The 23,448-nt window shown below is 46.9% G+C and carries 21 protein-coding genes; 13 read left to right on the forward strand and 8 right to left on the reverse strand.

All coding sequences use genetic code 11. From position 1 onward, the window contains the following. On the forward strand, nucleotides 1–273 hold a 273-nt coding region (locus tag Q320_RS0109930), incomplete at its 5' end, for an IS110 family transposase (RefSeq protein WP_027468869.1). 376 nt (nucleotides 274–649) lie between these two features. On the opposite strand, the gene Q320_RS0109935 is transcribed toward Q320_RS0109930, so the two are convergent. From Q320_RS0109935 to Q320_RS0109965, 6 genes are all read right to left on the reverse strand, one after another. Then, complete coding sequence (locus tag Q320_RS0109935) at nucleotides 650–1,633, reverse strand: HEPN domain-containing protein (protein ID WP_169734447.1); 984 nt, start codon at nucleotides 1,631–1,633, stop codon at nucleotides 650–652. A gap of 942 nt (nucleotides 1,634–2,575) precedes the next feature. Then, the gene (locus tag Q320_RS0109945; protein ID WP_027468872.1) at nucleotides 2,576–3,232 is read right to left on the reverse strand and encodes an ABC transporter substrate-binding protein; all 657 of its coding nucleotides are present in this window, start codon (nucleotides 3,230–3,232) and stop codon (nucleotides 2,576–2,578) included. A 343-nt stretch (nucleotides 3,233–3,575) separates the two neighbouring features. After that, nucleotides 3,576–5,381 (reverse strand): aspartate--tRNA ligase, encoded by a 1,806-nt coding sequence (gene aspS / locus Q320_RS0109950; RefSeq protein ID WP_027468873.1) that lies wholly within the window; start codon nucleotides 5,379–5,381, stop codon nucleotides 3,576–3,578. Between the two features lie 195 nt (nucleotides 5,382–5,576). Continuing rightward, on the reverse strand, nucleotides 5,577–6,227 hold the full coding sequence (locus Q320_RS19400; protein WP_051534710.1) for a DUF502 domain-containing protein: 651 nt from the start codon (nucleotides 6,225–6,227) through the stop codon (nucleotides 5,577–5,579). A gap of 125 nt (nucleotides 6,228–6,352) precedes the next feature. Then, nucleotides 6,353–6,559, reverse strand: a complete 207-nt coding sequence (locus Q320_RS19405; RefSeq protein ID WP_051534711.1) for an FmdB family zinc ribbon protein — start codon at nucleotides 6,557–6,559, stop codon at nucleotides 6,353–6,355. A 109-nt stretch (nucleotides 6,560–6,668) separates the two neighbouring features. After that, complete coding sequence (locus Q320_RS0109965) at nucleotides 6,669–6,857, reverse strand: tautomerase family protein (RefSeq protein WP_027468874.1); 189 nt, start codon at nucleotides 6,855–6,857, stop codon at nucleotides 6,669–6,671. Between the two features lie 85 nt (nucleotides 6,858–6,942). Between Q320_RS0109965 and phnD the strand changes: the two genes are divergently transcribed. The 3 genes from phnD (at nucleotide 6,943) to Q320_RS0109985 (ending at nucleotide 10,911) form a co-directional block, all read left to right on the forward strand. Continuing rightward, a complete protein-coding gene (gene phnD, locus Q320_RS0109970; protein WP_027468875.1) occupies nucleotides 6,943–7,911 on the forward strand; it encodes a phosphate/phosphite/phosphonate ABC transporter substrate-binding protein in 969 nt (322 codons plus the stop codon). Between the two features lie 903 nt (nucleotides 7,912–8,814). Next, nucleotides 8,815–9,198 carry a DUF6394 family protein gene (locus Q320_RS0109980; RefSeq protein WP_027468876.1) on the forward strand — a complete coding sequence of 128 codons (384 nt, stop codon included), beginning with the start codon at nucleotides 8,815–8,817 and terminating at the stop codon, nucleotides 9,196–9,198. A gap of 9 nt (nucleotides 9,199–9,207) precedes the next feature. Then, nucleotides 9,208–10,911 carry an NAD-binding protein gene (locus Q320_RS0109985; RefSeq protein ID WP_027468877.1) on the forward strand — a complete coding sequence of 568 codons (1,704 nt, stop codon included), beginning with the start codon at nucleotides 9,208–9,210 and terminating at the stop codon, nucleotides 10,909–10,911. A gap of 246 nt (nucleotides 10,912–11,157) precedes the next feature. Here the strand turns inward: Q320_RS0109985 and Q320_RS0109990 are convergent, their stop codons facing one another. Both Q320_RS0109990 and Q320_RS0109995 read right to left on the reverse strand, forming a co-directional pair. After that, nucleotides 11,158–12,108, reverse strand: a complete 951-nt coding sequence (locus Q320_RS0109990) for a D-2-hydroxyacid dehydrogenase (RefSeq protein ID WP_027468878.1) — start codon at nucleotides 12,106–12,108, stop codon at nucleotides 11,158–11,160. Further along, the gene (locus tag Q320_RS0109995) at nucleotides 12,105–13,001 is read right to left on the reverse strand and encodes an ArgP/LysG family DNA-binding transcriptional regulator (protein WP_027468879.1); all 897 of its coding nucleotides are present in this window, start codon (nucleotides 12,999–13,001) and stop codon (nucleotides 12,105–12,107) included. Before Q320_RS0109995 ends, Q320_RS0109990 begins: the two co-directional genes overlap by 4 nt. 90 nt (nucleotides 13,002–13,091) lie before the next feature. Here Q320_RS0109995 and lysA point away from each other — a divergent pair, with 90 nt between their 5' ends. The 9 genes from lysA to Q320_RS0110035 all read left to right on the forward strand — a co-directional run bounded on the left by lysA (nucleotide 13,092) and on the right by Q320_RS0110035 (nucleotide 23,352). Further along, nucleotides 13,092–14,324 (forward strand): diaminopimelate decarboxylase, encoded by a 1,233-nt coding sequence (gene lysA, locus Q320_RS0110000; RefSeq protein ID WP_027468880.1) that lies wholly within the window; start codon nucleotides 13,092–13,094, stop codon nucleotides 14,322–14,324. A gap of 368 nt (nucleotides 14,325–14,692) precedes the next feature. Beyond that, nucleotides 14,693–15,904, forward strand: coding sequence for a sodium/glutamate symporter (gene gltS, locus Q320_RS0110005; RefSeq protein WP_035853437.1), 1,212 nt, complete (start codon nucleotides 14,693–14,695; stop codon nucleotides 15,902–15,904). A gap of 295 nt (nucleotides 15,905–16,199) precedes the next feature. After that, nucleotides 16,200–17,183, forward strand: a complete 984-nt coding sequence (locus Q320_RS0110010; RefSeq protein ID WP_027468882.1) for an L-threonylcarbamoyladenylate synthase — start codon at nucleotides 16,200–16,202, stop codon at nucleotides 17,181–17,183. Nucleotides 17,184–17,339: 156 nt separating this feature from the next. Then, complete coding sequence (locus Q320_RS22020; protein WP_027468883.1) at nucleotides 17,340–17,786, forward strand: type IV pilin protein; 447 nt, start codon at nucleotides 17,340–17,342, stop codon at nucleotides 17,784–17,786. Next, nucleotides 17,787–18,362, forward strand: a complete 576-nt coding sequence (locus Q320_RS21360; protein ID WP_084282561.1) for a GspH/FimT family pseudopilin — start codon at nucleotides 17,787–17,789, stop codon at nucleotides 18,360–18,362. A 4-nt stretch (nucleotides 18,363–18,366) separates the two neighbouring features. Beyond that, complete coding sequence (locus Q320_RS0110020; protein WP_169734448.1) at nucleotides 18,367–19,017, forward strand: PilW family protein; 651 nt, start codon at nucleotides 18,367–18,369, stop codon at nucleotides 19,015–19,017. 1 nt (nucleotide 19,018) lies between these two features. Further along, complete coding sequence (locus Q320_RS0110025; protein ID WP_027468885.1) at nucleotides 19,019–20,242, forward strand: pilus assembly PilX N-terminal domain-containing protein; 1,224 nt, start codon at nucleotides 19,019–19,021, stop codon at nucleotides 20,240–20,242. Beyond that, complete coding sequence (locus Q320_RS0110030; RefSeq protein ID WP_027468886.1) at nucleotides 20,242–20,979, forward strand: prepilin-type N-terminal cleavage/methylation domain-containing protein; 738 nt, start codon at nucleotides 20,242–20,244, stop codon at nucleotides 20,977–20,979. The genes Q320_RS0110025 and Q320_RS0110030 overlap by 1 nt, the downstream gene beginning before the upstream one ends. Nucleotides 20,980–21,087: 108 nt before the next feature. Further along, nucleotides 21,088–23,352, forward strand: coding sequence for an arginine/lysine/ornithine decarboxylase (locus Q320_RS0110035; RefSeq protein WP_027468887.1), 2,265 nt, complete (start codon nucleotides 21,088–21,090; stop codon nucleotides 23,350–23,352). Nucleotides 23,353–23,448 lie beyond the last annotated feature (96 nt).

Genomic DNA, 23,448 nt, shown 5'->3' on the forward strand with positions numbered 1-23,448 from the left:
CTGGTTCCGATCGAAAGACAGTCAGGTACATCGCTACTTGGGCGAGCCCGCTTATCGAAAAATGGACCTGCTCGCCTGCGTGCCGTGCTGTACATGGCGGCGATGGTTGGGATCAAGCACAATCCGCATGTTAAGGCTTTATATGAGCGTCTATTGGTGAAAGGAAAAAGCAAAATGTCTGCCCTTGGCGCGGCAATGCGTAAGCTAGTTCATATCTGTTTCGGCGTACTGAAAACCCAAAAAAAGTATCAAGCAGAGTATCAAAATGCTTGACGAACAAGACGGTATCTACTTTCTTGAACGGCCAAGAAAGTAAGCAAAGAAAGCCACCCTAGTATCTGCGTCCGACTTCGTCGGATACCCTCTCTGTGGACAATCGAGGCGGTTGCGATCAAACTCGTTCGGCCTCAACAGCAAAAGCGTCGGCCTCGCTCAAACAGGTGATCGCAAAAACCCCGCCCCGCTTGTTCCTCGCTCGGCTTGATACAAGGGATCTCGTGCAGCTCAACGAAATTTGAATTTATTTCGATGCATAGCCACCTAAGCATTATAAATAAAGACCTGCAATCAAATACTAAGGTAATGTATTTTATCTCGTTACTCGGTAAACGTTGGGCTGCGCAGGCTTAGCCCAACCTACCGTGCTTGGCTAGCACTCTCGAAGGTCTCTATAAAGAATCGGTTCAATAAGCGCATGCCGAATTATTTTCCTAACAACACCTAATAGGAAGATTTTTGCTGTAATTGGATCTTTGAGGAGTGCAAGTTCACCTTTTGAAAAGTCTGGGCTTCCTCCGTGGGCAATAGCACTTCTATACTTATAAAGTGCAGACCATACTTTTTTTTCTGAAGTATTGCCAAAGAATTCAGTATAGCTAATTTTTTTAGTAAATCGATTTGATAGCAGTGGAATTTTTGAATGCATTTGATGTGTTATAGAGTCACCACGATCTTCTAATTTTGGATTGTGAGTAATAAGCATTTCAATAATAGCAAATAAACCAAGAATATGAAAATTTGAATATCCTGGTATAAGGCTTAAGCTATCTAACAACTCCAGTGCTCGTTGAATTTCTGGAAACATTACAACACTACTATCCGAAAGCTCACTCATTACACTCATTGATTGCTTATATATCTCCGCTAGATCTTCGAGTTCAGATAGTCCAATTTTTTTAGGTTCTTTATAAGGAATGGCATTAAACGTTGAGAATGGCCGTGAAGAAATCATTCCCTGAGATCTTCCTTTAGAGTAAAAGCACGTAGAGAGATCAATTGGCATTTTTGATACATTTGATGCAAATTGAAGGTTAAGTCTTTCTGGCTCCCCTTGGTCAAATTCGACTATATAATATCTCCACTCATCTTCTGGTAAATATCGAATAGGATAGCTATTTGTGTTTTGGTCTAATTCTTCACGTAAGGATTCATATTGGTGAATAATTCCACCACTGACTTGTGGATTTAAAATGTCTTTGATTTTACAAATTTGTTCTGCAGTGGCTTTCTTAAGTTGGATTGTTGGTGATATCGAAAATGGCAAATCGCAGGTTATTTGGTATGTATTCAGTATAAATGCCCAGCTTTTCTCTTGAATACTGCCATCAATAATGTCTACTTTTTTTTCTTGCATTCTTTTCTTCTTTGAGATTGAGATGTACTGCTGAATATGAATACCGATGCCTTGGTGAAAGTCTATCCAGAAAGAGCCATTAAGATCAAGCACGGTAGGTTGGGCTAAGCTTGCGCAGCTCAACATTTACCGCGTAACGATAAAACACTTTCCAACCCTTGAAGTATTTAATTGCAGCCCTTTAACTACAATACCTAACTGGCAATACATCGACTTAATAGCAAAAATCATTGATATGTGCGAGATCCCTTGTGTCAAACCGAGCTAGGTGGCGCCAAAGCTTAGCGGGGATGCCCTTGAGTAGCATCCGACGAAGTCGGACGCAGATACAGGGTCGCCTGCTTACTTTCTTGGCTGTTCAAGAAAAGAAAGTGCCGCGCGGTATGAGCGCGACTCAGCGTAGTCATATAATTGCGATTCTAAATCCTCATTCTGTTTAAAAATTGCGCATTCAGATAAACATTCATTGCAATTTTGCACATTTTTTATATATACCGAACCACAATTTATAAAAATTTAATTTGAATCGCCCTAAGCTGGGAACGTCAAAAAGCTGAGGAAGCAAACTATGAGTGCCGAAATTTCTTTAATCATGTTGTTGTTCGCGATTATGCTATTTCCAATTTTGTTTTGCCTAATTTCAGATCGATATTTACATCGACAAAAAAATACATTCGAATTGAAAGAACGAAGCCCAGAACGAGCTGAGGTTTCATTACGCCGTGGATTGGTTTCGCAAATCAATTCGAGTAAATCAAGCCTCAGGCCTGAACGAAAAATCACTTCGGCTTACGCAGCGCATCAGTATATTGAGCAACATGATATGCATTATGAACAGCCGCGCTGATTCTCAGAATACAATGGCAAAATTTGTTTGGCGGCGAATGCCTTTGGCTTAGCCGCCCAATGCCAACGCTCTCTCGATATACTTCTTATTGATCTTTATTGGGCATTTTTTTGATTCAGTGCAGCAAGCTGTTTAAGCAATCCTGCGTAACCCTCTGTCATAATTGTTTTACCGAATAAGTTTCGATATTTATCTTGCAAGGACTTATTTTTTGAATAGATATCAAAGACAAGCCAATGATCCCAACCTCGATATAGCATGACATCAAAGCGGCTAGATTTATTGTTCGCTAATTTAAGCGAAACCGTGACCGAGCTCACAGTGTAATCGACATTACTACTGAGTGTTTTTAAATCGAGTGCCGAGCAAAATTGTTTGATAGCACTTAAATTATCTTGAATTAAAAACGTGGTAAATTCAGCATCCAATTGATTCTTAAAATCATCCTCCATTCCAGCCAAAGAATCTTTCGCCAATTTAAACCCAATATCAGTGAGTACATTCTGCGTACTGATATAATTTCCTAATTTTGTCGATAAATACTCTTTAATTGCCGATTCTTCACATTTTTTCAGCGCCGAATTTCCTGCAAAATCTTGGCGCAATTCTTTATAAACATGCTCAATATGCGTTTTCGGATTTTCAAACTCATCAGCCAAAGCCATATTGGATGCTCCGCCCAATACAATGAGAGCTGCAGTAATGCAATTTCGAATCAATCGGAAAAACAGACTCTGTTGGCGAATTTTCATTACGTCACTCAATTTTAATTCAGCACACCTTGTGCTTTGGGTTTATAAAAATGCAAGCCAATATTTTAAAGCGGCAGTTCAAGGTATTGCCCATTAAACAGTTTTATTTTCCTTGCAGATGCTTGCCAATCAACCTGATTCACTAATTTAAAACTTTCATCATTTTACTGAATCTCGAAATTTTTGAGTATTCATGGCAAAGCAAGCGATCAACAATAAGACAGCCTAGCACATTTTAGGCTAGGTATATTAACGCAGCCATTACCGTTCAACGCCTACAAGACAATACCCAATAAAAAAGGCGACCGAAGTCGCCTTTTTTTAATTCAAACCACGTCGCTAATTAAGCAACGACATTCGCCGCTGTATTGCGCAAACGAATATGTAATTCGCGGAGTTGTTTCTCGTCCACTTCGTTCGGGGCATTGGTCAACAAGCACTGCGCACGTTGAGTTTTCGGGAAGGCGATCACGTCGCGGATTGATTCTGCGCCGGTCATCAACGTTACCAAACGATCCAAACCAAATGCGAGGCCGCCGTGCGGTGGTGCGCCGAATTGCAAGTTATCCAGCAAGAAGCCGAATTTGTTTTGCGCTTCTTCTTCACCGATACCGAGCGCTTCAAAAACCGTCGATTGCATATCTGCACGATGGATACGCACTGAGCCGCCGCCCATTTCCCAACCGTTCAAGACCATATCGTAAGCGCGCGCTTTGCATTTGCCTGGATCAGTTTTGAGGAATTCGATGTGCTCGACTTTCGGGCTAGTGAACGGATGGTGGCATGCGTTCCAGCGGCCAGCGTCGTCGTCGCGTTCAAACATTGGGAAGTCAACCACCCACAATGGTTTCCAGCCGCGTACAAAGTAACCCGCTGCTTCGCCTTTTTCGTGGCCGACTTTCAAGCGCAATGCGCCAATCGCTTCGTTGACGATTTTTTCTTTGTCTGCGCCAAAGAAAATCAAATCGCCAGTTTGCGCGCCAGTGCGGGTGATGATTTCTTGCAAGCAAGCTTCGCTCAGATTCTTCACGATTGGCGATTGCAAGCCAGAGCCTTCGCCATTGCTCAGATTCGTTACATCGTTGACTTTGATGTAGGCCAAACCTTTCGCGCCGTAGATCGCCACGAACTTGGTGTAGTCGTCGATTTCTTTGCGGCTGATGCTCGCGCCGCCAGGAATTCGCAAGCCGACAACGCGGCCGTTTTCCATATCGGCTGCGCCACGGAAGACTTTGAATTCTTCGGTTTTCATCAAGTCAGTCAGTTCAGTGAACTGCAACGACACGCGAAGGTCTGGTTTGTCTGAGCCATACAAACGCATTGCGTCGTCATAGGCCATGCGCGGAAATTCGCCCAGATCCACATTGATCGCTTCTTTAAATACGTGAATCGCCATCGCTTCGGTGATGCTCATGATTTCGTCTTCGTTCAAGAACGAAGTTTCGATATCAATCTGCGTGAATTCAGGTTGACGATCGGCGCGCAAATCTTCATCGCGGAAGCATTTTACGATTTGGTAGTAGCGATCAAAACCCGCCACCATCAACAATTGTTTGAACAATTGTGGCGATTGCGGCAAGGCAAAGAATTGGCCATCGTGCACGCGGCTAGGCACGAGGTAATCACGTGCGCCTTCTGGCGTCGAGCGGGTCAACATTGGCGTTTCGATGTCGATAAAGCCCAAACCATCGAGGTAGTTACGGATTAACATCGCGACGCGGTAACGCAGGCGCATATTTTTTTGCATCACAGGGCGACGCAAATCAATCACACGGTTGGTCAAACGCACGTTTTCAGAGAGATTTTCATCGTCGATCTGGAACGGTGGCGTTGCGGCTTGATTGAGTACGGTAATGCTTTGCGCCAACACTTCGATTTGGCCAGTAAACATTTTGCTATTGGTCGTGCCTTCTGGACGCGCACGCACCACGCCAGTGATTTCCAATACGTATTCATTGCGCGTTGCATCAGCGATGGCAAACGCTTCTGGCGTTTCTGGTGCAAACACCACTTGCACCAAACCTTCACGGTCGCGCAAATCGATGAAAATCACGCCACCATGGTCACGACGGCGGTGCGCCCAGCCTTTCAAGGTGATAGTTTGGTCTAGGTAACGGCCGTCAATCAGCCCGCAATAATCGGTACGCATCAAAGAAATCCTCAAAAATAAATAATACTAAGCAGATAGACAAAAGTTTTCTGGCATCGTTGTCTCGCCTTGTCGTACGAAAGTACGGCCTGCGGCTTCGACGCCTTGCCATAAAATTTTTGTACTGGTACTTAAACATTGCACGGGCAGCTAGCCCGCTTGCGGCGCACAGCGCCACTTAAATTCATACTGAAACTAATTAATTAATTCGCTGCTTTTAATTTCAGCTAAAGACTGTGCCTTAGGATAAGTAATCTCTTTTGGCATTGGCATCACCACACCCAAGGAAATTACATATTTCAATGCTTCATCCACCGACATATCGAGTTCTTTCACATCCGCCGCTTTGGCCATAAATAAAAAGCCTGACGTTGGATTGGGTGTGGTCGGCACGAAGACCGAAATCAAATCACCGCCCAATTTCTCGCTAATTTCACCGCCCGGAATGCCGGTCACAAAACCGACCGACCACGTGCCTTGATGCGGAAATTGCACCAGCACGGCTTTGCGAAATGCGTTGCCCGAATCAGAAAATAAGGTATCTGAAACTTGTTTCACACTCATATAAATCGAGCGAACAATCGGGATGCGTTTCAGGATCGACTCGCCAATTTGTAACAAGCGACGGCCGAGAATATTCGCAGCGACAATGCCGGTAATCAGCAGCACCAGCACGGTCAAAATCACGCCAAAACCAGGAATATTATCCATCCCAGTAAAGTGCGGAAAGAGCTTAGCGAGGCTTTGCAAAATCCAATAATCAGGGCGAATTTGATTCGGTAAATACGCACCCAGTTTGTCCATCGTGCCGATCAGTAAATCCAGCACCCACAAGGTAATCACCATGGGGATCCAGATCAGCAAACCGGTAAAGAGATAGCGCTTAAACAATGAGGTCACAAATTTACCTAAGTAGTAAAGCAAGAATTTTCTTGCCGTATTGCCCTGCAATCAAATTTTTGCACGACAGACTAATCGGAGCTGCTGGCCGCTTTGCTACCTTTAAAATCGGTTTGATACCAGCCCGAACCTTTGAGCTGAAACCCTGCTGCCGTCACGCATTTTTCGTATTTTTGCGCTTGGCACGACGGGCATTGCGTAAGGGCATCGGCCGACATTTTTTGCAAATGTTCATCTTGGTGGCCGCATTCGGCACAGCGATAAGCATAAATTGGCATAGCTTGAATCTTCACACGCAACATCAAAGCGGGCGATTATACCTTGTTCGCACGCCAAGGTCGAAATCGTCCATCCAATGAGCGACTTCACAATGACGCTGAAACTTATTTATTCTTCGCTATCGAGCAAAGCACCGCCCCAACCCCAATTTTCTAGCGGCGATTCATCGATGGTGACAATGACATACTCCGCTGGTTTATTCGCCACGCGCACCATGGTTTCGGTGAATTCAGCGACAATTTGTTGTTTTTGCTCGCGGCTCAATTCACCCGCGATACGTAAATTAATATAGGGCATCTCAATTCCTTACAAAATTTTCACACTACCGTAACATGCCATCACTAGGATCTATACCCTTCTAGCAATACTCGGGAATACCCTAATGCGCTTTCTCAGCCTTCTTTGCGCCCTGTGCCTACTCTCACTGCCAGTGCACGCCGATATCACCGTCGGCCTACTCACCACGCGTGCCGATGAACAAACGCTAGAAGATTGGCAGCCGATTTTGAATGATCTCTCTGCCGCCATCGGCCAACCCGTTAAAGGCTGGGTGAGCAGTGATCGAGAAGCGATGCTGCGTAAAATTCAAAATAACGAAATTCAAGTCGCTCGCGTTGATAATAAACTGGCACTGGATGCGGTAGAAAGCGGGAAAAGCGATGTGTTTGCGAGTTTAATTCAAAGTGGCAATCTCAAAACCTATCGCAGCGTGATGCTGGTACGCAAAGAAAGTCCGATTCAAAACGCAGAACAATTGCTCGATCAGCCGAAAAAACTGCGCTATGCCGCCGGTAAATCATCGAGCACGGCCGATTTTTATATTCCACAATATCATTTGTTTATGAAAAAGAATATTTTGCCAGAGCAATATTTCAAGCAAATCATTGTCGGCAATGCAGAACAATCTTTTACGTCATTGGCGCAGAAAAAAGTTGATGTCGCTGTGAGTAATAGTTTCGATCTAGAGCAGCTCAAAGAAAAATATCCGCGTGATTTCTCGCAAATGCGCATCGTTTGGCAATCGCCAGAATTCACTTTCGATCCACTGATTATGCGCCGCGATTTACCCGCATCGCAAAAAGCCAAAATCAGCCAATTTTTCCTCGATTATGGCCGCACTGGCACCAACACCGCCCTAGCCAAACAGCGCCTCTACTACGCCGATCAACTGGCGGGCTTTACCGCAGCCGATAATCGCAACTTGCGCCAAGTGACCGATTTACAGCTGTTTCACGATTTATTTCGCCTCACCTTCAACACCAAGCTCGACCCTAGTGTCAAAACAGCACAAGAAAAAGCCTATTACGCTCGCTACAATCAGTTGGTCACTTTGCTTGGCGGCGCGAAATAATGGGTATAAGCCGCTAGAATTTATTTAATCAGCACCAGCGAGATATACCCTTAGTGATTCTAGGGCGACAAAACACAGCCAAACACCCAAAAATAAATGACAGCGCTTGGCACGCAAAGACAAATAAAACCCCGTCTGTCATCCGATGCGGCTATGATGAGCTGATGCTCGTTCGTGGTGCTCTGTGCATCGGCGCTTGAGCAAGCAGCTCAGTCCGCTGCAAAGTCGTTTTAAAATGTACGGGTGTATTTTAAATACCCGCCAAATCGGAGAAACATCATGGCCAAAGGTCAAGCGCGTAGTAATAAAGAAACTAAAAAACCAAAGAAAGAAAAAACTGCCACAGTACCAGCGGCGGGTTTTATGCCAGTTGCGAAAGACGGCAAAAAATAATCGACGACTTTATTTGATGCGTCGATCAGCACAACCGGCCTTTCGCCGGTTTTTTTTCGCCTTAATCCGCTGTTTAAAGCGATTTAATTCAGAACACACTACACAGCAGCAAGGATTTCAGTGCTTTGCGCCTTATTTTTTACTGCAAATAGTCCAAAACTGCCTAAAAATGCAGCAACAATATATTTCCCCAATAGATCAAGCCACTAGCGCACTTACCCACAGCTTATCCAGCAACTACGCTTTGCTGCTGGGCATAACTTGGCTGAATGGCCTATTTTTTCACAGTCGCGATGCACAGAGCATGGAGTGCAGCTCCATCAAGGACTTAGCAGACTTATCCACAGACAATGCGGTTTTTTATCCACGATAGCTGGGGATAAATCAATTTGCAGCCAGCAAGCAAAGCCAATCGCCAGCTTGCCGCCAATTAGCCAGAGCGGCGTTTGAGCAGCTACACTCTCATTATTAACGCGCTCACCGCCGTATTTTCACGGACTGGACTTCATCATGAATTTAGAAAAAGTTATTTTTGGCTTCTTTATTTTGCTGGCATTTACGCTGAACTTTGGCTTTGTCATCGGCCAAATCGATGTCGCGCATCAGCATGATGTGAATGAACTGTTTGCCGCGATTGTCGTGAACCTGATCGCCACGGTGATTAAGTTTGGCGACCGCACCCAAGTGGGCGCGCTGCATTTGGCAACCAGCTTGGTGGCAGACTTGCAATTGATCGCTGCCAGCTTGGTGTGGTGGCATGCGATGAATATCACTCAATTGGGCATGACACCCGGAACGACGACCACGATTGTTTCCCTATCAGCAGGTGCATTAGCGGCCAATCTGGTGTCGGTGATTTTATTGATTGGCGAAACGCTGCAGCATCGCCGCTAGGCTAGCACGATGCCGAATATCTTCTTTTTAATGCTACGGCGTTTGCGCACGCCGATTATTACGCTGATTTGTATCTATGCCATTTCTGTCTTTGGCTTGGTGCTCATCCCAGGCGTCGATAATGATGGCAATGTGTATCGCATGGATTTTTTCCATGCGTTTTACTTCATCAGCTACACCGCCACAACGATTGGTTTTGGCGAAGTGCCCTATGCATTTACCAATGCACAGCGGATGTGGGTGCTGGCGTGTATTTATTTGGCCGTGATCGGCTGGACTTACACTTTGGGTTCGGTGTTTTCCTTATCGCGCGACCAAGCCTTTGCCAAAGCCATTTTATACACGCGCTTTAAAAGCAAAGTGCGCAAAATGAGCGAGCCGTTTTACCTGATTTGCGGCTATGGCCAAACGGGGCGCTTGCTGTGCAAAGTGCTGGATGAGCAAAACATTCGCTTCGTGGTGATGGATTTACGTGAAGAGCGCATTAATGAAGTCGCGCTGGCCGATTATCATTTTGATGCGCCCTACTATTCTGGCGACGCCGCCAATCCTGAATTACTCAAAATTGCTGGATTAGATCACCGCCTTTGCATCGGCGTGCTGGGGATTACTGGCGATGAAAATACTAATCTATCGATTGCAATTAGCGCTTTTGTGCTGCGCCCAAAATTGCTCTCGATTTGCCGTAGCAAAAATCAAGCGGTCAGCGACAATATGGCATCGTTTGGCACCAATAAAGTCATCAACCTATTTGAATCCGTCGGCCAACAATTTCAGCTCGCACTGCATTCACCAGCGGTATCGCATTTACGCAATATTCTGTCGGACTTCCCCGAAAACCCGATCCCAGACTGGGTAGCTCCGCCGCATGGGCATTGGGTGATTGTCGGTTATGGTCGCTTTGGCAAATCAGTGCACGCCGCGCTCACATTAAAAGGCCTGAGCGTTTGCATTATCGATCCCGAACCCCAACCCGATGTCGATCCCGCTTGTTTTCATTTAGCGCTCGGCGTGGATGCCGCTTCGCTCAATGCCGCAGGAATCGAACACGCAGTTGGCTTGTTGGTCAGCCATGACCATGATGCAAATAATTTGTCAGCGCTAGCCACCGCCCGCGCGATCAATCCCAAATTATTTATTATTGCGCGGCAAAATCTGGCGACCAATCATCTTTTATTTGAAGCGTTTAAGCCCGATGTCACGTCGATTCGTAGCGAAACGATAGCGCATGAAGCGCTGCGCGCCATGTCTAGCCCACTGTTGTCGAGCGCGATTAGCGCCGTTGAATTGCAAACCGATGAATGGGCGCAACAGCTCACCGAACAAATCATCGCGGTTTGCCAAGGCCAAGTGCCGGAGAACTGGACGATTAAGCTCAATGCAAAAAACATCGCCGCCGTACAAGCTTTTTTAGCACGCCCCAACCCACCGCTGCAATTGACTCACTTTCACAGCAGCGTGCTGGATCACGGCACAACACTGAACTGCATTGCGCTATTACGCCGCCATGCTGGCGTCGAAACCTTACTGCCTGCCGCTGACACGATTTTGAGTTTTGGCGATGAACTACTATTTATCGGCGACGATGACGCACGCGACTCACATCAAGCGATGTGCAGCGACATCAGCCACCTAGAATACGCCCGCACCGGCCAAGAACAACCGCAAAGCTGGCTGTTCCGAAAAATTGCCGCATGGCGAGAGAAGGACTAAACGGCGGATCACGAAAGGCACGAACAAGGCCGAAAGTAATTCGAAAACAAAACCGAAGAAAACCGAGCCGATTTAGACCTTAATGCCGTTCACTTCAGCGGCATGGAAGAAAAAAAACCAAACGGCGGATCACGAAAGGCACGAACAAGGCCGAAAAAAAAATCGAATCGAACTTATTTAGCCGTGTATTTTTCGGCCTTTTTTGCTCTTCTTTCGTGCTTTTCGTGATCTATTTGGCTTTTGAACTTAAAGCATATGCCGAGGATTGCCTTGTAAAAAGGCATCGATATTGCCGATTAATTGATCGGCTAAGGTTTGCATCGTTTCAACACTCGCCCACGCGACGTGCGGCGTGACGATCAGATTAGGCAAATCGACATCGAGCAATGCATTTCCAGCCCGCGGTGGCTCGGTGTGCAGTACATCCAAACCTGCGCCCGCTAATCGCCCGACTCGCAGCGCGTCCAATAACGCCACCTCGTCCACTAAACCACCGCGCGCAGTATTAATTAAAATTGCTGACGGCTTCATTTGCGCCAATTGCGCCGTGCCAATTAGGTTTCGCGTTGCATCGGTCAACGGACAATGCAGGCTCAATACATCGGCAGTCGCCAATGCCTCATCCCATGCCAGAAAGCCCGCACGAATCGTCGCCATGCCTTGGCGTTCGACAAACTGCACGTCCATACCAAACGCCCGCGCTAAATTGGCAGTCGCTTGACCCAAAGCACCTGAGCCGACGATACACATGCGGCTGCCCGCCAAATCATGCAGCGGCGCGCCAAACACGCAAAAGCCTGCCGCCGCTTGCCAAGCCCCCGCCGCCACATCACGGCGATACGCCAATAACTGGCGGCGCAGTGCCAGCATCAACATAAAGGTATGTTCCGCTACGCCATGTATTGCATAGTCTCGAATATTACACACCCCTACCGTATATTCACGCGCGGCAGCCAAATCGATCTGGTTATAGCCCGTCGCCGCTACGGCGATCAGTTTTAAATCCGGCAATTGCGCCAACATTTCACGCGTGATCGGCACTTTATTGGAAATCGCCACCGTTGCACCACGCAAGCGCTCAACGACTTCATCAGGCGAGGTTTGCGCATATTCATGCCAACGATGCGGCGTGTTCACCGCCAATAAAGGCACGGGCAAAGTCGCGCGGTCAAGAAAAACAATCAGTGGTTCGGTCATGATTCAATCTCAATAAAATATTGCGCAGCAAATTGCGTCATCGCCTGCGTGAGCGCCAATGCTGGGCGAGTTTGGCGCGCCCAATGGTGCCAATACAGCGGCACTTGCGCCGCCAGCTCAGCAATTTCCTGCATATTGCCCGCGGCCAAATCGGCTTGCGCCTGAGCCAAAGGCACAACAGCGTAGGCCAAACCGGAGCGTGCCGCCGCATACAGCGCATGGCTTTCAGGAATCACATGGCAGGGATATTGCTCTTCCAGCAGCGCAAAACGTTCGCGCAATAATCGCCGATGCAGGCTGTCTTTTCGGCCATAGACCGCCGCCGGTGCTGCCGCCAAAGTCGCCGCAGTCGCGCTCTGCGCGAAATACTGCGCCACAAATTCAGGATTAGCGACGCCGATATACGCAAGCTGACCTAAGGGTATTGCTGTGCAGCCAGCGACAGCCAATGGCTGCGTGCTAATACATCCAATCACTTCGCCAGAGCGCAATAAATCTAAAGTGTAGGCTTCGTCGTCAATGACGCATTCCAATAATAAATGTGCATTTGCCAAGCTCGGCGCAAGCGCCGCAATCAGCCCGATGGCCAAACTATCAGCGGTAATGCCAACGCGCAAACTCGTCCACGCGGCGGTGTCAAGCACATTCATTTGTGCGGATAAATCGGTTTCCAGCAGCCGAACTTGCCGCACATGTGCCAGTAATTTCTCACCCGTCGGCGTCGCGCTCAGCGGATTTTCACGCCGCAGCAACACTTCACCGTGGCGCTCTTCAAGCTGGCGAATCCGCTGCGAAATCGCCGATGGCGTTAAATGCAAGCGTTTCGCCGCCGCATCAAAGCTGCCGCAACGCAGCACCATATCCAGCGCTTCAAGAAGTTTGTAATCGAACATAAGCCAAATTGCAGTGGGGCAAGAATTTATCGTTTTACCACGATTTGCGAGTCTGATTGAATAGCGGCATTAGAAAATAGGAAATTCCCAATGAAACCCATCAACGCCCCACAAACCATTGCCATCGCCCAAGAATTTGGCACGCCCGTTTGGACTTACGACGCGGCGACGATACGCGAGCGGATTGGCCAGTTGCAGATGTTCGACACGATTCGCTTTGCGCAAAAAGCCAATTCGAATATTCACATTCTGAAACTGATGCGCAAACAAGGTGTAAAAGTCGATTCGGTGTCGCTGGGTGAAATCGAGCGTGCGATTGCGGCGGGCTTTGCGACAGGTAAAGACGCGGACGATATTGTTTTTACTGCTGATTTGCTGGATCGCGCCACTTTGGCGCGCGTGGTTGAGCTGGATATTCAAGTCAATTGCGGCAGCCCGCAAATGTTGGAGCAGCTCGGTGAGGCGCATCCCGGCCATCGCGTCTGGTTGCGCGTAAATCCAGGCTTTGGCCACGGCCACAGCCAAAAAACCAATACCGGTGGCGAGCAAAGCAAACACGGCATTTGGCACGATCAATTGCCGGAAGCCTTGGCGCTTATCGCAAAATACAATCTTGATCTGGTCGGCCTACATATGCACATCGGCTCGGGTGTGGATTACAGTCATTTGCAAGAAGTGTGCGCGGCAATGGTGGCGCAAGTGAAACAATCGGGCCGCGATATTCGCGCGATTTCTGCGGGCGGCGGTTTGTCGATTCCTTACCAAGTGGGCGGCGAGCACATTGATACCGCGCATTATTTCAGCCTGTGGAATGCAGCGCGCGAAGAAATCGCCGCACATTTGGGGCACCCAGTGCATCTGGAAATTGAGCCGGGTCGTTTCCTTGTTGCAGAAAGCGGCAAGTTAATTGCTGAAGTGCGCGCGAAAAAAGATGTGGGTAATAACCATTTCGTATTGGTCGACGCGGGCTTTTCTGACCTGATGCGCCCAGCGATGTATGGCAGTTACCATGAAATCAGTCTGCTGCGCGCGGATGGCACAATCGCAGGCGGCGAAACCCGCCCTACCGTTTTGGCTGGTCCGTTGTGCGAATCGGGTGATGTATTTACACAAGAAGAAGGCGGCGTCGTCACACCGCGCGATTTACCTACCGCTGAGATTGGTGATTTTGTGGTGTTACACGACACGGGCGCTTACGGCGCGAGTATGTCGAGCAATTACAATACCCGCCCACTGATTGCCGAAGTGTTAATCGACGGCGAAGCCGTGCGCCAAATTCGTCGCCGCCAAACGATTGCAGAACTATTGGCATTGGAGCTTTAACACCTGCGTGATCAATAATATGGCTTGAGCACAAGCTTATTATTTGGCAATACAGATTAGATTTATTTCACATAAAATGGCTTGCAAAATATGCAAGCCATTTTTATTGGTGAACGCTGGAGGGGCAAAAATGAAAAAAAATAATTTTGTGGGTGCTATTCTGCATTTCTATATTATTTAGTTTTTACTGCGCCCTCGCTCTACTCCAAGCGGGGAGTATTTACTCAACGGAACGCGCACTTTTCAATTTGAAATTCTGGGGTGCATTACTTTTTCTTGGTATTTTTAGTTCGCTGATTGCTGCCGTTTTAGCGCTCAAACAGAGTAAAAGTTCAACTTCATCGCATCAATAAGATCACAAGGTCACTATGGACACGAATCTAATTACCATTAGCGGATATGGAACGCTCGTTGCGGCCTCACTCGTGCTGCTTTTTGGCCGCGTGCTGGTCGAAAAAACTGCGCCGCTGAAAGCGTTTACGATCCCCGAGCCTGTGGCGGGCGGCTTGGTTGTGGCCTTGCTGATGCTGCTAGCCAAACAGGTTGCCGACGTCACCGTTAAATTTGATACCTCGCTGCAAACCCCATTCATGCTGGCGTTTTTTGCCACCATCGGCCTTTCAGCCAATCTGGCCAGCCTGAAAGCCGGCGGCAGTGTGATGGTGAAATTTCTATTTGTCGTACTTGGATTGTTGCTGATGCAAAATATCATCGGCATTAGTTTGGCCAAATTACTCGGCCTTGAAGGGCATCTCGGCCTACTCGCAGGCTCCATCACGCTCTCTGGTGGACACGGCACAGGTGCGGCGTGGAGCGCAGTGTTTACCGAACAATTTGGCATTGCTGGCGCGACTGAACTAGCAATGGCTTGCGCCACGTTTGGCTTAATTTTGGGCGGTTTGATCGGCGGCCCTGTGGCCAAATTTTTAATGCGTAAAGTACAAGTTCCTGGTGCAAAACATAATCAAGATCAAGCCCCCACCGGCTTTGAAGAACCGCAAGCCAATCGCCTGATTACGGTGAATTCATTTATCGAATCGCTAGCACTAATTGCGCTGAGCTTGGCAGGCGGACAAATGTTAGCTGAGCAGCTAGCTGGCACAGCGTTTGAATTGCCAACTTTTGTTTGCGTGCTCTTTAATGGCGTTTTACTGCGCAATATTTTGGCCGGATTAGGCTGGTATCAAGTCTTTGATCGAGAAATTTCAGTGCTCGGTAATGTGAGTTTGGCGCTATTTTTGGCGATGGCCTTAATGAGTTTGCGCCTGTGGGAGCTTGCCCACCTCGCCTTACCAATTCTATTGATTTTGGCAGTGCAAACTGCGGCGATGGCGGCTTACGCGATCTTTGTGACTTTCCGCATCATGGGCAAAAACTACGATGCGGTCGTGCTGGCCGCGGGTCATTGCGGCTTTGGCCTAGGCGCAACGCCGACCGCGATTGCGAATATGCAAGCGGTGACGCACCGCTTTGGGCCTTCGCATTTGGCATTTATTGTTGTACCTATGGTCGGTGCATTTTTTATCGATATCGCCAACGCGCTCGTTATTAAACTTTTTATGGCGTTGCCGATTTATTGATGCGCTGCGCTTACCTTGGTTTGCAACCTAGGAGTGAGCTTGACCGCAAAGGCCATCCAAATACGAAGCGCAATTGATTTGGCGACAGTGTATTCGCGGGCAAGCCCACTCCTACGAAACCCATTTTTTTCGAAGCTCAGGCAGCTTGCCAACAAGGGTTTGGCAAAGAGTATACGAATACAAGCATTAATAAACAAAGCACAGCAGACAATACCCCAAAGCAAGCCAAATCAGCTTAATACATGCAAGGGCAATGTTATAATTGCAGCATCCTTATCTTGCCGCGCAGCCCATTATGTCTACTGATTTCACCACTCCCGACCTTTCTGCCGCCTTGGCGCTGTTGCGCGCGGGTGAATTAGTCGGCATCCCGACGGAAACGGTGTACGGCCTCGCGGCAGATGCCAGCCAACCCGCTGCAGTCGCTAAGATTTTTGCCGCCAAAGGCCGACCCAACGATCATCCAGTGATTGTGCACATAGCCGGTATTGAACAGCTAAGCGATTGGGCACAAAACATTCCAGAATCAGCGTACCAGCTTGCCAACGCTTTTTGGCCGGGGCCATTAACACTGATTTTGGAACGCCAAGCGCATGTCAGTGATTCGGTCACGGGCGGGCAAAACACGGTCGGCCTGCGCGCACCAGCGCATCCGATCACGCATGAATTACTCCGCCAATTTGGTGGCGGCCTCGCGGCACCCAGCGCCAATCAATTCGGACACGTCAGCCCAACCACGGCTGAGCATGTACGGCATGAATTCACGCCCGAACAAGTGAGCTTAATTTTGGACGGCGGAGCCTGCCAAGTGGGTGTTGAATCGACGATAGTCAGCTTAGTGGGCGGCGTCGCCAAACTACTGCGCCCCGGCGGCATCTCCCGCGCCGCGATTGAAACCGTACTCAACAGCGCGATTGAGCATCACACCGATCAACACAGCGCACAGCAACGCGTATCGGGATTGCTTGATTCGCACTACGCGCCGCGTACACCGCTCATTACCGGATCATTAGCGGCCATTTTAAAAATCGCCAACGAGAAACAGCAAGCAAATAACAAAGTGGTATTGCTCACACAAGAGAAGCACACCGATTTAAGCTACCCACAGCAAAAAATGCCCGATGAACCCACCGCTTATGCGCAAAGCATTTACGCAACTTTACGTACTCTGGATCAACAAGGCTTTGATCTATTACTACTCGAAACACCGCCAGAAGGCGCAGAATGGCTCGCTATCCACGATAGGCTCAATCGTGCAGCGCAGCAAAAACTAGTCTAAATCTCACCATTCAACTTCTACTTGTCACACTGCCTTACCGTTTATCCCACCAGCAAGACCGCCCCTCTTTTCAGAGCAAAGTGGTCTTGCCTGCTGTAAGTAAATACCAGTACTATTCCCATCAAATATAATAAGTAAAAACCCTAGGAGAGTGCCATGACCCGCAGACAAAACGGCTTTACACTGATTGAAATGATGATCGTCGTCGCCATCATCGGAATCTTAGCGGCGATTGCGATCCCAAATTACCAAGATTACGTACGAAAAAGCCGCCGCACCGATGCGACGGTTACGATCAGTAAAATTCAGCAAGCACAGGAAAAATGGCGTGCGAATAATACGAGCTATACAGCTACTTTAAGTGATCTAGGCATCACAAGCAGTACAACTGAAAACGGCTATTACACCATCAGTATTGCGAAAGACGGCGCTTCTTCTTGCACTGGCACTCCAGATGGCACGACCTACTGTGTTAAAGCAGTTGCAGTAACAGGAAAATCTCAAACATCAGACAAAGCAGGAGCAACTAGCTGCTCCACACTTTATATGCATATCCTTAATGGCAATGCCACAGGCACTCCAGCCGCATGCTGGAGTAAATAAGTGCAACCCTCAAAAAAATCAGGCTTCACACTTATAGAGATGTTGGTAGCAATTGCAATTATTGGAATCGTACTAGCAATAGCGGCACCATCATTTTCACAACAAATTGCTTCGATTAGAACGAAAAATGCCATCGAAAACATATCCGGCGATCTAGCAAACGCGAAATCAGAAGCAATAAGAATAAACAGAGTAATTTTCTTCCATAGTTATGTTGATGGAAATAACTGGTGCTATGGCTATGGAACATCAAATACCGCATTAGCAAATTGCAACTGCGACACAAGCACAAACAACTCCTGCAAACTTAAATTTGTTACCAGTTCAAATCACAAGAATATTGTTTTAAATACCTCAACAGCATTCGAAACTAGCCTAGGCTTTGAGCCCATCCGCGGACAACCTATAGATACTACAGGTGCAGCGCTTGCAAAAAAAACGATGGTTATATCAAATACAAATGGAATTAAAGGCTACATTACCGTATCAGCAGTTGGTAAAATAAAAACGTGTAGCAGTTCAGTGTCAGGCGAGTCAATCAATGGTTTACCTAAAACATCAAGTTCTGAGTGCTAATGCCATGAAAAAACAAATTGGTCTTTCATTAATCGAAATTCTTGTCGCGCTGGCAATTGGAATGCTATTGCTTAGTGCAGTGCTAACTTTCTATGTCAATAACATATCAAGTATAAAATCTACACTACTGATGAACACACTAAGCAATGAAACTCAAACCGCAGTTAATTTAATAAACAAAGAAATTAAAAGAGCTAACTTCACTGCAGATAGTCTTTCAGCGCCACCTACAGCCATAATTAAATTAGCATCTGGGGAAACAAACAAAGGCAATTGCATTATATTTAGTTACCATGACAAACCTTACACTATTTCTGGAACAGCCCCCGCATTAAGAGCATCAGGTTTTAGGCTAATAAACAACACCAATGACATTGGGATTATACAACTAAGAACTTCAAGTTCAGGTGCATGTACTGATACTCTAACAAGTTCGAACTGGGAAGATCTAACTGACCCAAAAGTAGTTAATATAGACTCAACAACATTTGAATATGCAACATCTGGTACAGAAAAAAAATCGATTAATTTAATATATTCAGCTAGCCTAACAAACCAAAAAGCAGAGACAAGCACTACAAAAAAAATCAAAATAAACCCAACAACGTTGAAGATTTTCGTTCCAAACATACAAACAGTTACTCTGGAAATTTAATATGAAAACACTAAAAAAAGAATCAGGGATTGCAACACTGCTTGTAACGATAGTTTTAACACTCATTGTGACAATTACTCTTCTTTCACTAAACAAAACAACAATAACAGAAAATAGAAGCAACAATAATTACTACTATAAAAATATAGCAACAGAAAAAGCTCAAGCCGCAATATCAGCGTTCATAGCAGAATTGAGCGACGAAAAAATAATCAAAAGCTATTTAAACAATACGAACAAATTAAAAACAGAGTTTGATTGTTCAAACTCTACACCTGGAAAACTAGACTGTATTGAAACGGAAAAAAATATCACACTAGATTCAAAATTTGCCATGCCGGTAGGTTCTACACTTCGAGCATCTCAATTACCCGATTTAGGGTTGGAAAAAGCAATTCGCATCTGGGCTATTTCATGCATGCCTGATGTCAATTGCGCAACCGCTACAACAGATGCAAAAACGCAAGTATTTCAAGATATTTATTACCAATCAAGTGGTGGTGGGACAGGTGATTGGTTATCAGTAAATAAAAACCTCAACCGACCATGGGATGCCGCTGTTGAGGTCCGAGGACTACCCTTTGGTACTGAAGGTGGTATGGGTTACGGCAATAATAACAACACTTGCAAGCCTGGCACATGGAATTCTGGCTCTCAAACTTATACAGACTGCATATCTGACCCATTGAACACTGGGTATTTTATTCGCAATGCTGATGGAAGTGAAGGTGGCCGAAATACACCTCTTCAAAGAGGAGAAAAAACAGGAGATGAATATTTCGCGCAATATTTTGGTGAAACCAAAGCTGACTTTCAAAGCAACCCCGATTTAATGAGCAAAGTAATTTGGATTAATGGCGATGCTACGATGACAGCAACAGGGCAAATAATTGGCGGGGGTAATACATATACGCCAGGGTTAACTCAGATGATCGTCATAACGGGCAACCTTAATATGGGTCAGCCCTGGCCTGGTGGCACATCAGTAACAACTGGTGCAAGTGCAGACCCGAACAATCCAGCCGCATTTTATTGGGGTTTACTGTATGTAGGCGGGAATGCCAATTTTGGGTGCAATTGTAACTTAGGCGGTCGAATTGCTGTCGAAGGAGATATGAATGCTTATAGCAGTATTTCGATATTCCCGCCGAGTGATGGTAGCAACCCGCCTGAATTATTCAAAAAAATGAAAATAACAAACAAAACAGGCTGGAGAGATTTTTAATGAGAAAAAAACAAGGATTTAGCTTAATTGAAGTTTTAGTTTCTCTACTCATTCTAATGATTGCAGCATTAACTATTACAAAATTTCAAGCTGATTTAATTAAAACGGGAGCTTATGCTAAGCAACGAGTGGAAGCCATATCATTTGCTCAAGATGCAATTGATACGATGCGCCAAAAATCAGAAATATTAGTATGCGGGATGCCGACCGGTAATGAATTTGATAATATTACTACAGCCAATTGCAGCAGCACAAAAACTGGTACACTTTCAAACTTAACCAGAACCTGCACTATTATCAATAAATGCAAAGCCGTTTCAAGTACCAATACCAATCCCACACCCAATCCATCTGATGGTCTTTGCCCAAATGGCATATCACATAAATTTTTAAATGTCAGGGTAGATTGGGATGACAATTCCGAAGTTACAATCTCTGGTGACGTAAAAAATGAATCATATGTAAACCTACAAACTACTTTATCAGCATTACGCAAAATATTGCCGACACCAGTAACCTGCCCAACGGCAACTCCAGTACCAACGGCAACTCCAGTAGCGACAGCAACTCCAGCAATAACAGCGACGCCTGCACCAACAGCAGCACCTGCCTATCCAGCCTATGTGCCAGGAAAAGTCTATGTTGCGGGGGATAAAGCATCAAAGGCTGGAGTGAATTACAGCGCCAAATGGTGGACTAACCAAGCTCCGCCAGGAGAAGCTTGGAAAGTAGATTAATCGTTATTAATCTACTAGATTCGTTTTTCAATATATTTATCACAATTCTCGTTTAAACTACGCCCCTGCCCCAGCATGGGGCGTTTTTATTTTTTGCGAAGGAACACCATGCGCTTTTACTTCCCTCTCGTCATCATCGACGAAGATTTCCGCACCGAGAACACCAGTGGTTCCGGTATTCGTGAACTGGCTGCGGCGATTGAGGCCGAGGGCATGGATGTCGTCGGCTACACCAGCTATGGCGACCTCACTTCTTTCGCACAGCAACAAAGCCGCGCCTCGGGTTTTATCTTGTCGATCGACGACGAAGAATTTGGCGGTGGCTCACAAGAAGAAACGCACGAAGCGCTAACTAGCTTGCGCGATTTCGTGGCCGAAATTCGTCGCCGCAACCCAGATATTCCTATCTATATCTACGGTGAAACGCGCACTGCGCGCCACATCCCAAACGATATTCTGCGCGAACTGCATGGCTTTATTCATATGCATGAAGACACGCCCGAATTCGTGGCGCGGCATATTATTCGTGAAGCAAAATCCTACCTCGATACGCTTGCGCCGCCGTTTTTCCGCGCGCTGACGCATTACGCCAATGATGGTTCTTACTCTTGGCATTGCCCAGGTCATTCAGGTGGCGTGGCGTTTTTGAAATCACCCGTCGGGCAAATGTTCCACCAATTTTTTGGTGAAAACATGCTGCGTGCCGACGTGTGTAATGCGGTGGAAGAACTCGGCCAATTGCTCGACCATACCGGCCCGATTGCGGCGTCTGAGCGCAATGCGGCGCGGATTTTTAATGCGGATCATCTGTTTTTCGTTACCAACGGCACGTCAACGTCGAACAAAATTGTTTGGCATTCAACCGTTGCGCCAGGTGACGTTGTGGTGGTGGATCGCAATTGCCATAAATCGATTCTGCATTCGATCATGATGATGGGCGCCGTGCCGGTATTTTTGATGCCAACGCGCAATCATTACGGCATTATCGGCCCGATTCCTAAGAGCGAATTTACGCCAGAAAACATCCGTAAAAAGATGATGGATAATCCGTTTGCGCGCGAAAAATTACTCGAAAATCCAAACTTCAAACCGCGTATTTTGACGATTACGCAATCGACTTACGACGGCATTATGTACAACGTTGAAGACATCAAAGGCATGCTCGACGGCGAAATCGATACGCTGCATTTTGATGAAGCTTGGTTGCCGCACGCGGCCTTCCATGAGTTTTATGGTGACTATCACGCGATTGGCGAAGACCGCCCACGCTGTAAAGAATCAATGGTGTTCTCAACACAATCAACGCATAAATTGCTCGCAGGTTTAAGCCAAGCCTCGCAAATTCTGGTGCAAGACCCAGAAAATCGTAAATTAGATCGTGATCTATTTAACGAAGCGTATTTGATGCACACCTCCACCAGCCCGCAATATTCAATTATTGCATCTTGCGATGTGGCAGCAGCGATGATGGAAGCGCCGGGCGGCACGGCGCTGGTTGAAGAATCGCTAATGGAAGCGCTCGATTTCCGCCGCGCGATGCGCAAAGTGGATGAAGAATACGGCGAAGACTGGTGGTTCTCGGTGTGGGGTCCAGATGATTTGACCGATGAAGGCCTCGATCATCGCGACGCTTGGATGCTCAAAGCAGGTGACAATTGGCACGGTTTTGGCGATATTGCCGACGGCTTTAATATGCTCGATCCGATCAAAGCCACCATCCTGACCCCAGGTTTGGATTTGAATGGTGATTTCGATGCACAAGGCATTCCAGCGAGCATTGTAACGAAGTATCTTGCCGAACACGGCGTCGTTGTTGAGAAGTGCGGGCTATACTCCTTCTTTATTATGTTTACCATCGGCATTACCAAAGGCCGCTGGAACACGCTGCTGGCGGCTTTGCAGCAGTTTAAAGATGAATACGACAAAAATGCGCCACTATGGCGTGTATTGCCAGACTTTATTGCCAAGTTTCCGCAATACGAACGTCTCGGCTTGCGCGATCTCTGCCAACAAATTCACGGTATTTACAAAGAACACGGCGTTGCTCGCCTGACCACTGAGATGTATTTGTCAGATATGGTGCCAGCGATGAAGCCAGCCAAAGCTTTTGCTAAAATGGCGCATAAAGAGCTAGATCGCGTGCCTGTTGATGAACTCGAAGGCCGCGTGACAGCGGTGATGCTCACGCCTTATCCGCCCGGCATTCCACTACTGATTCCGGGCGAAGTCTTCAACAAGACGATTGTGGATTACCTGAAATTTGCTCGCGATTTCAATCAAAAATTCCCGGGCTTTGAAACCTATATTCACGGCTTAGTCGCCGTGACTGAAGGCGGACAAACCAACTACTTTATGGATTGCGTACGCACTTAACAGCGCAGCGAACCGCCAATCAACCGCCAGACTATCTGGCGGTTTTTTTATGCGCTCTAGCCTTGCTCACTGCGCCACCTATTTGGTGAGTATTAC

Origin of the sequence: Deefgea rivuli DSM 18356, from assembly GCF_000620145.1 — a bacterium.
Lineage (GTDB): Bacteria > Pseudomonadota > Gammaproteobacteria > Burkholderiales > Chitinibacteraceae > Deefgea > Deefgea rivuli.

Bases quoted from the DNA above. Each gene is read 5' to 3' on its own strand.
- Q320_RS0109965 (WP_027468874.1), bottom strand. From the start codon at position 6,857: ATGCCCTATATTAATTTACGTATCGCGGGTGAATTGAGCCGCGAGCAA.
- Q320_RS0109935 (WP_169734447.1), bottom strand. From the start codon at position 1,633: ATGCAAGAAAAAAAAGTAGACATTATTGATGGCAGTATTCAAGAGAAA.
- Q320_RS0109985 (WP_027468877.1), top strand. From the start codon at position 9,208: ATGCCGAATATCTTCTTTTTAATGCTACGGCGTTTGCGCACGCCGATT.
- Q320_RS19400 (WP_051534710.1), bottom strand. From the start codon at position 6,227: ATGGTGATTACCTTGTGGGTGCTGGATTTACTGATCGGCACGATGGAC.
- Q320_RS19405 (WP_051534711.1), bottom strand. From the start codon at position 6,559: ATGCCAATTTATGCTTATCGCTGTGCCGAATGCGGCCACCAAGATGAA.
- Q320_RS0109945 (WP_027468872.1), bottom strand. From the start codon at position 3,232: ATGAAAATTCGCCAACAGAGTCTGTTTTTCCGATTGATTCGAAATTGC.
- lysA (WP_027468880.1), top strand. From the start codon at position 13,092: ATGAAACCCATCAACGCCCCACAAACCATTGCCATCGCCCAAGAATTT.
- Q320_RS0110020 (WP_169734448.1), top strand. From the start codon at position 18,367: ATGAAAAAACAAATTGGTCTTTCATTAATCGAAATTCTTGTCGCGCTG.
- Q320_RS0110030 (WP_027468886.1), top strand. From the start codon at position 20,242: ATGAGAAAAAAACAAGGATTTAGCTTAATTGAAGTTTTAGTTTCTCTA.
- Q320_RS0109980 (WP_027468876.1), top strand. From the start codon at position 8,815: ATGAATTTAGAAAAAGTTATTTTTGGCTTCTTTATTTTGCTGGCATTT.
- Q320_RS22020 (WP_027468883.1), top strand. From the start codon at position 17,340: ATGACCCGCAGACAAAACGGCTTTACACTGATTGAAATGATGATCGTC.
- Q320_RS0110025 (WP_027468885.1), top strand. From the start codon at position 19,019: ATGAAAACACTAAAAAAAGAATCAGGGATTGCAACACTGCTTGTAACG.
- Q320_RS0110010 (WP_027468882.1), top strand. From the start codon at position 16,200: ATGTCTACTGATTTCACCACTCCCGACCTTTCTGCCGCCTTGGCGCTG.
- aspS (WP_027468873.1), bottom strand. From the start codon at position 5,381: ATGCGTACCGATTATTGCGGGCTGATTGACGGCCGTTACCTAGACCAA.
- Q320_RS0109995 (WP_027468879.1), bottom strand. From the start codon at position 13,001: ATGTTCGATTACAAACTTCTTGAAGCGCTGGATATGGTGCTGCGTTGC.
- gltS (WP_035853437.1), top strand. From the start codon at position 14,693: ATGGACACGAATCTAATTACCATTAGCGGATATGGAACGCTCGTTGCG.
- Q320_RS0110035 (WP_027468887.1), top strand. From the start codon at position 21,088: ATGCGCTTTTACTTCCCTCTCGTCATCATCGACGAAGATTTCCGCACC.
- phnD (WP_027468875.1), top strand. From the start codon at position 6,943: ATGCGCTTTCTCAGCCTTCTTTGCGCCCTGTGCCTACTCTCACTGCCA.
- Q320_RS0109990 (WP_027468878.1), bottom strand. From the start codon at position 12,108: ATGACCGAACCACTGATTGTTTTTCTTGACCGCGCGACTTTGCCCGTG.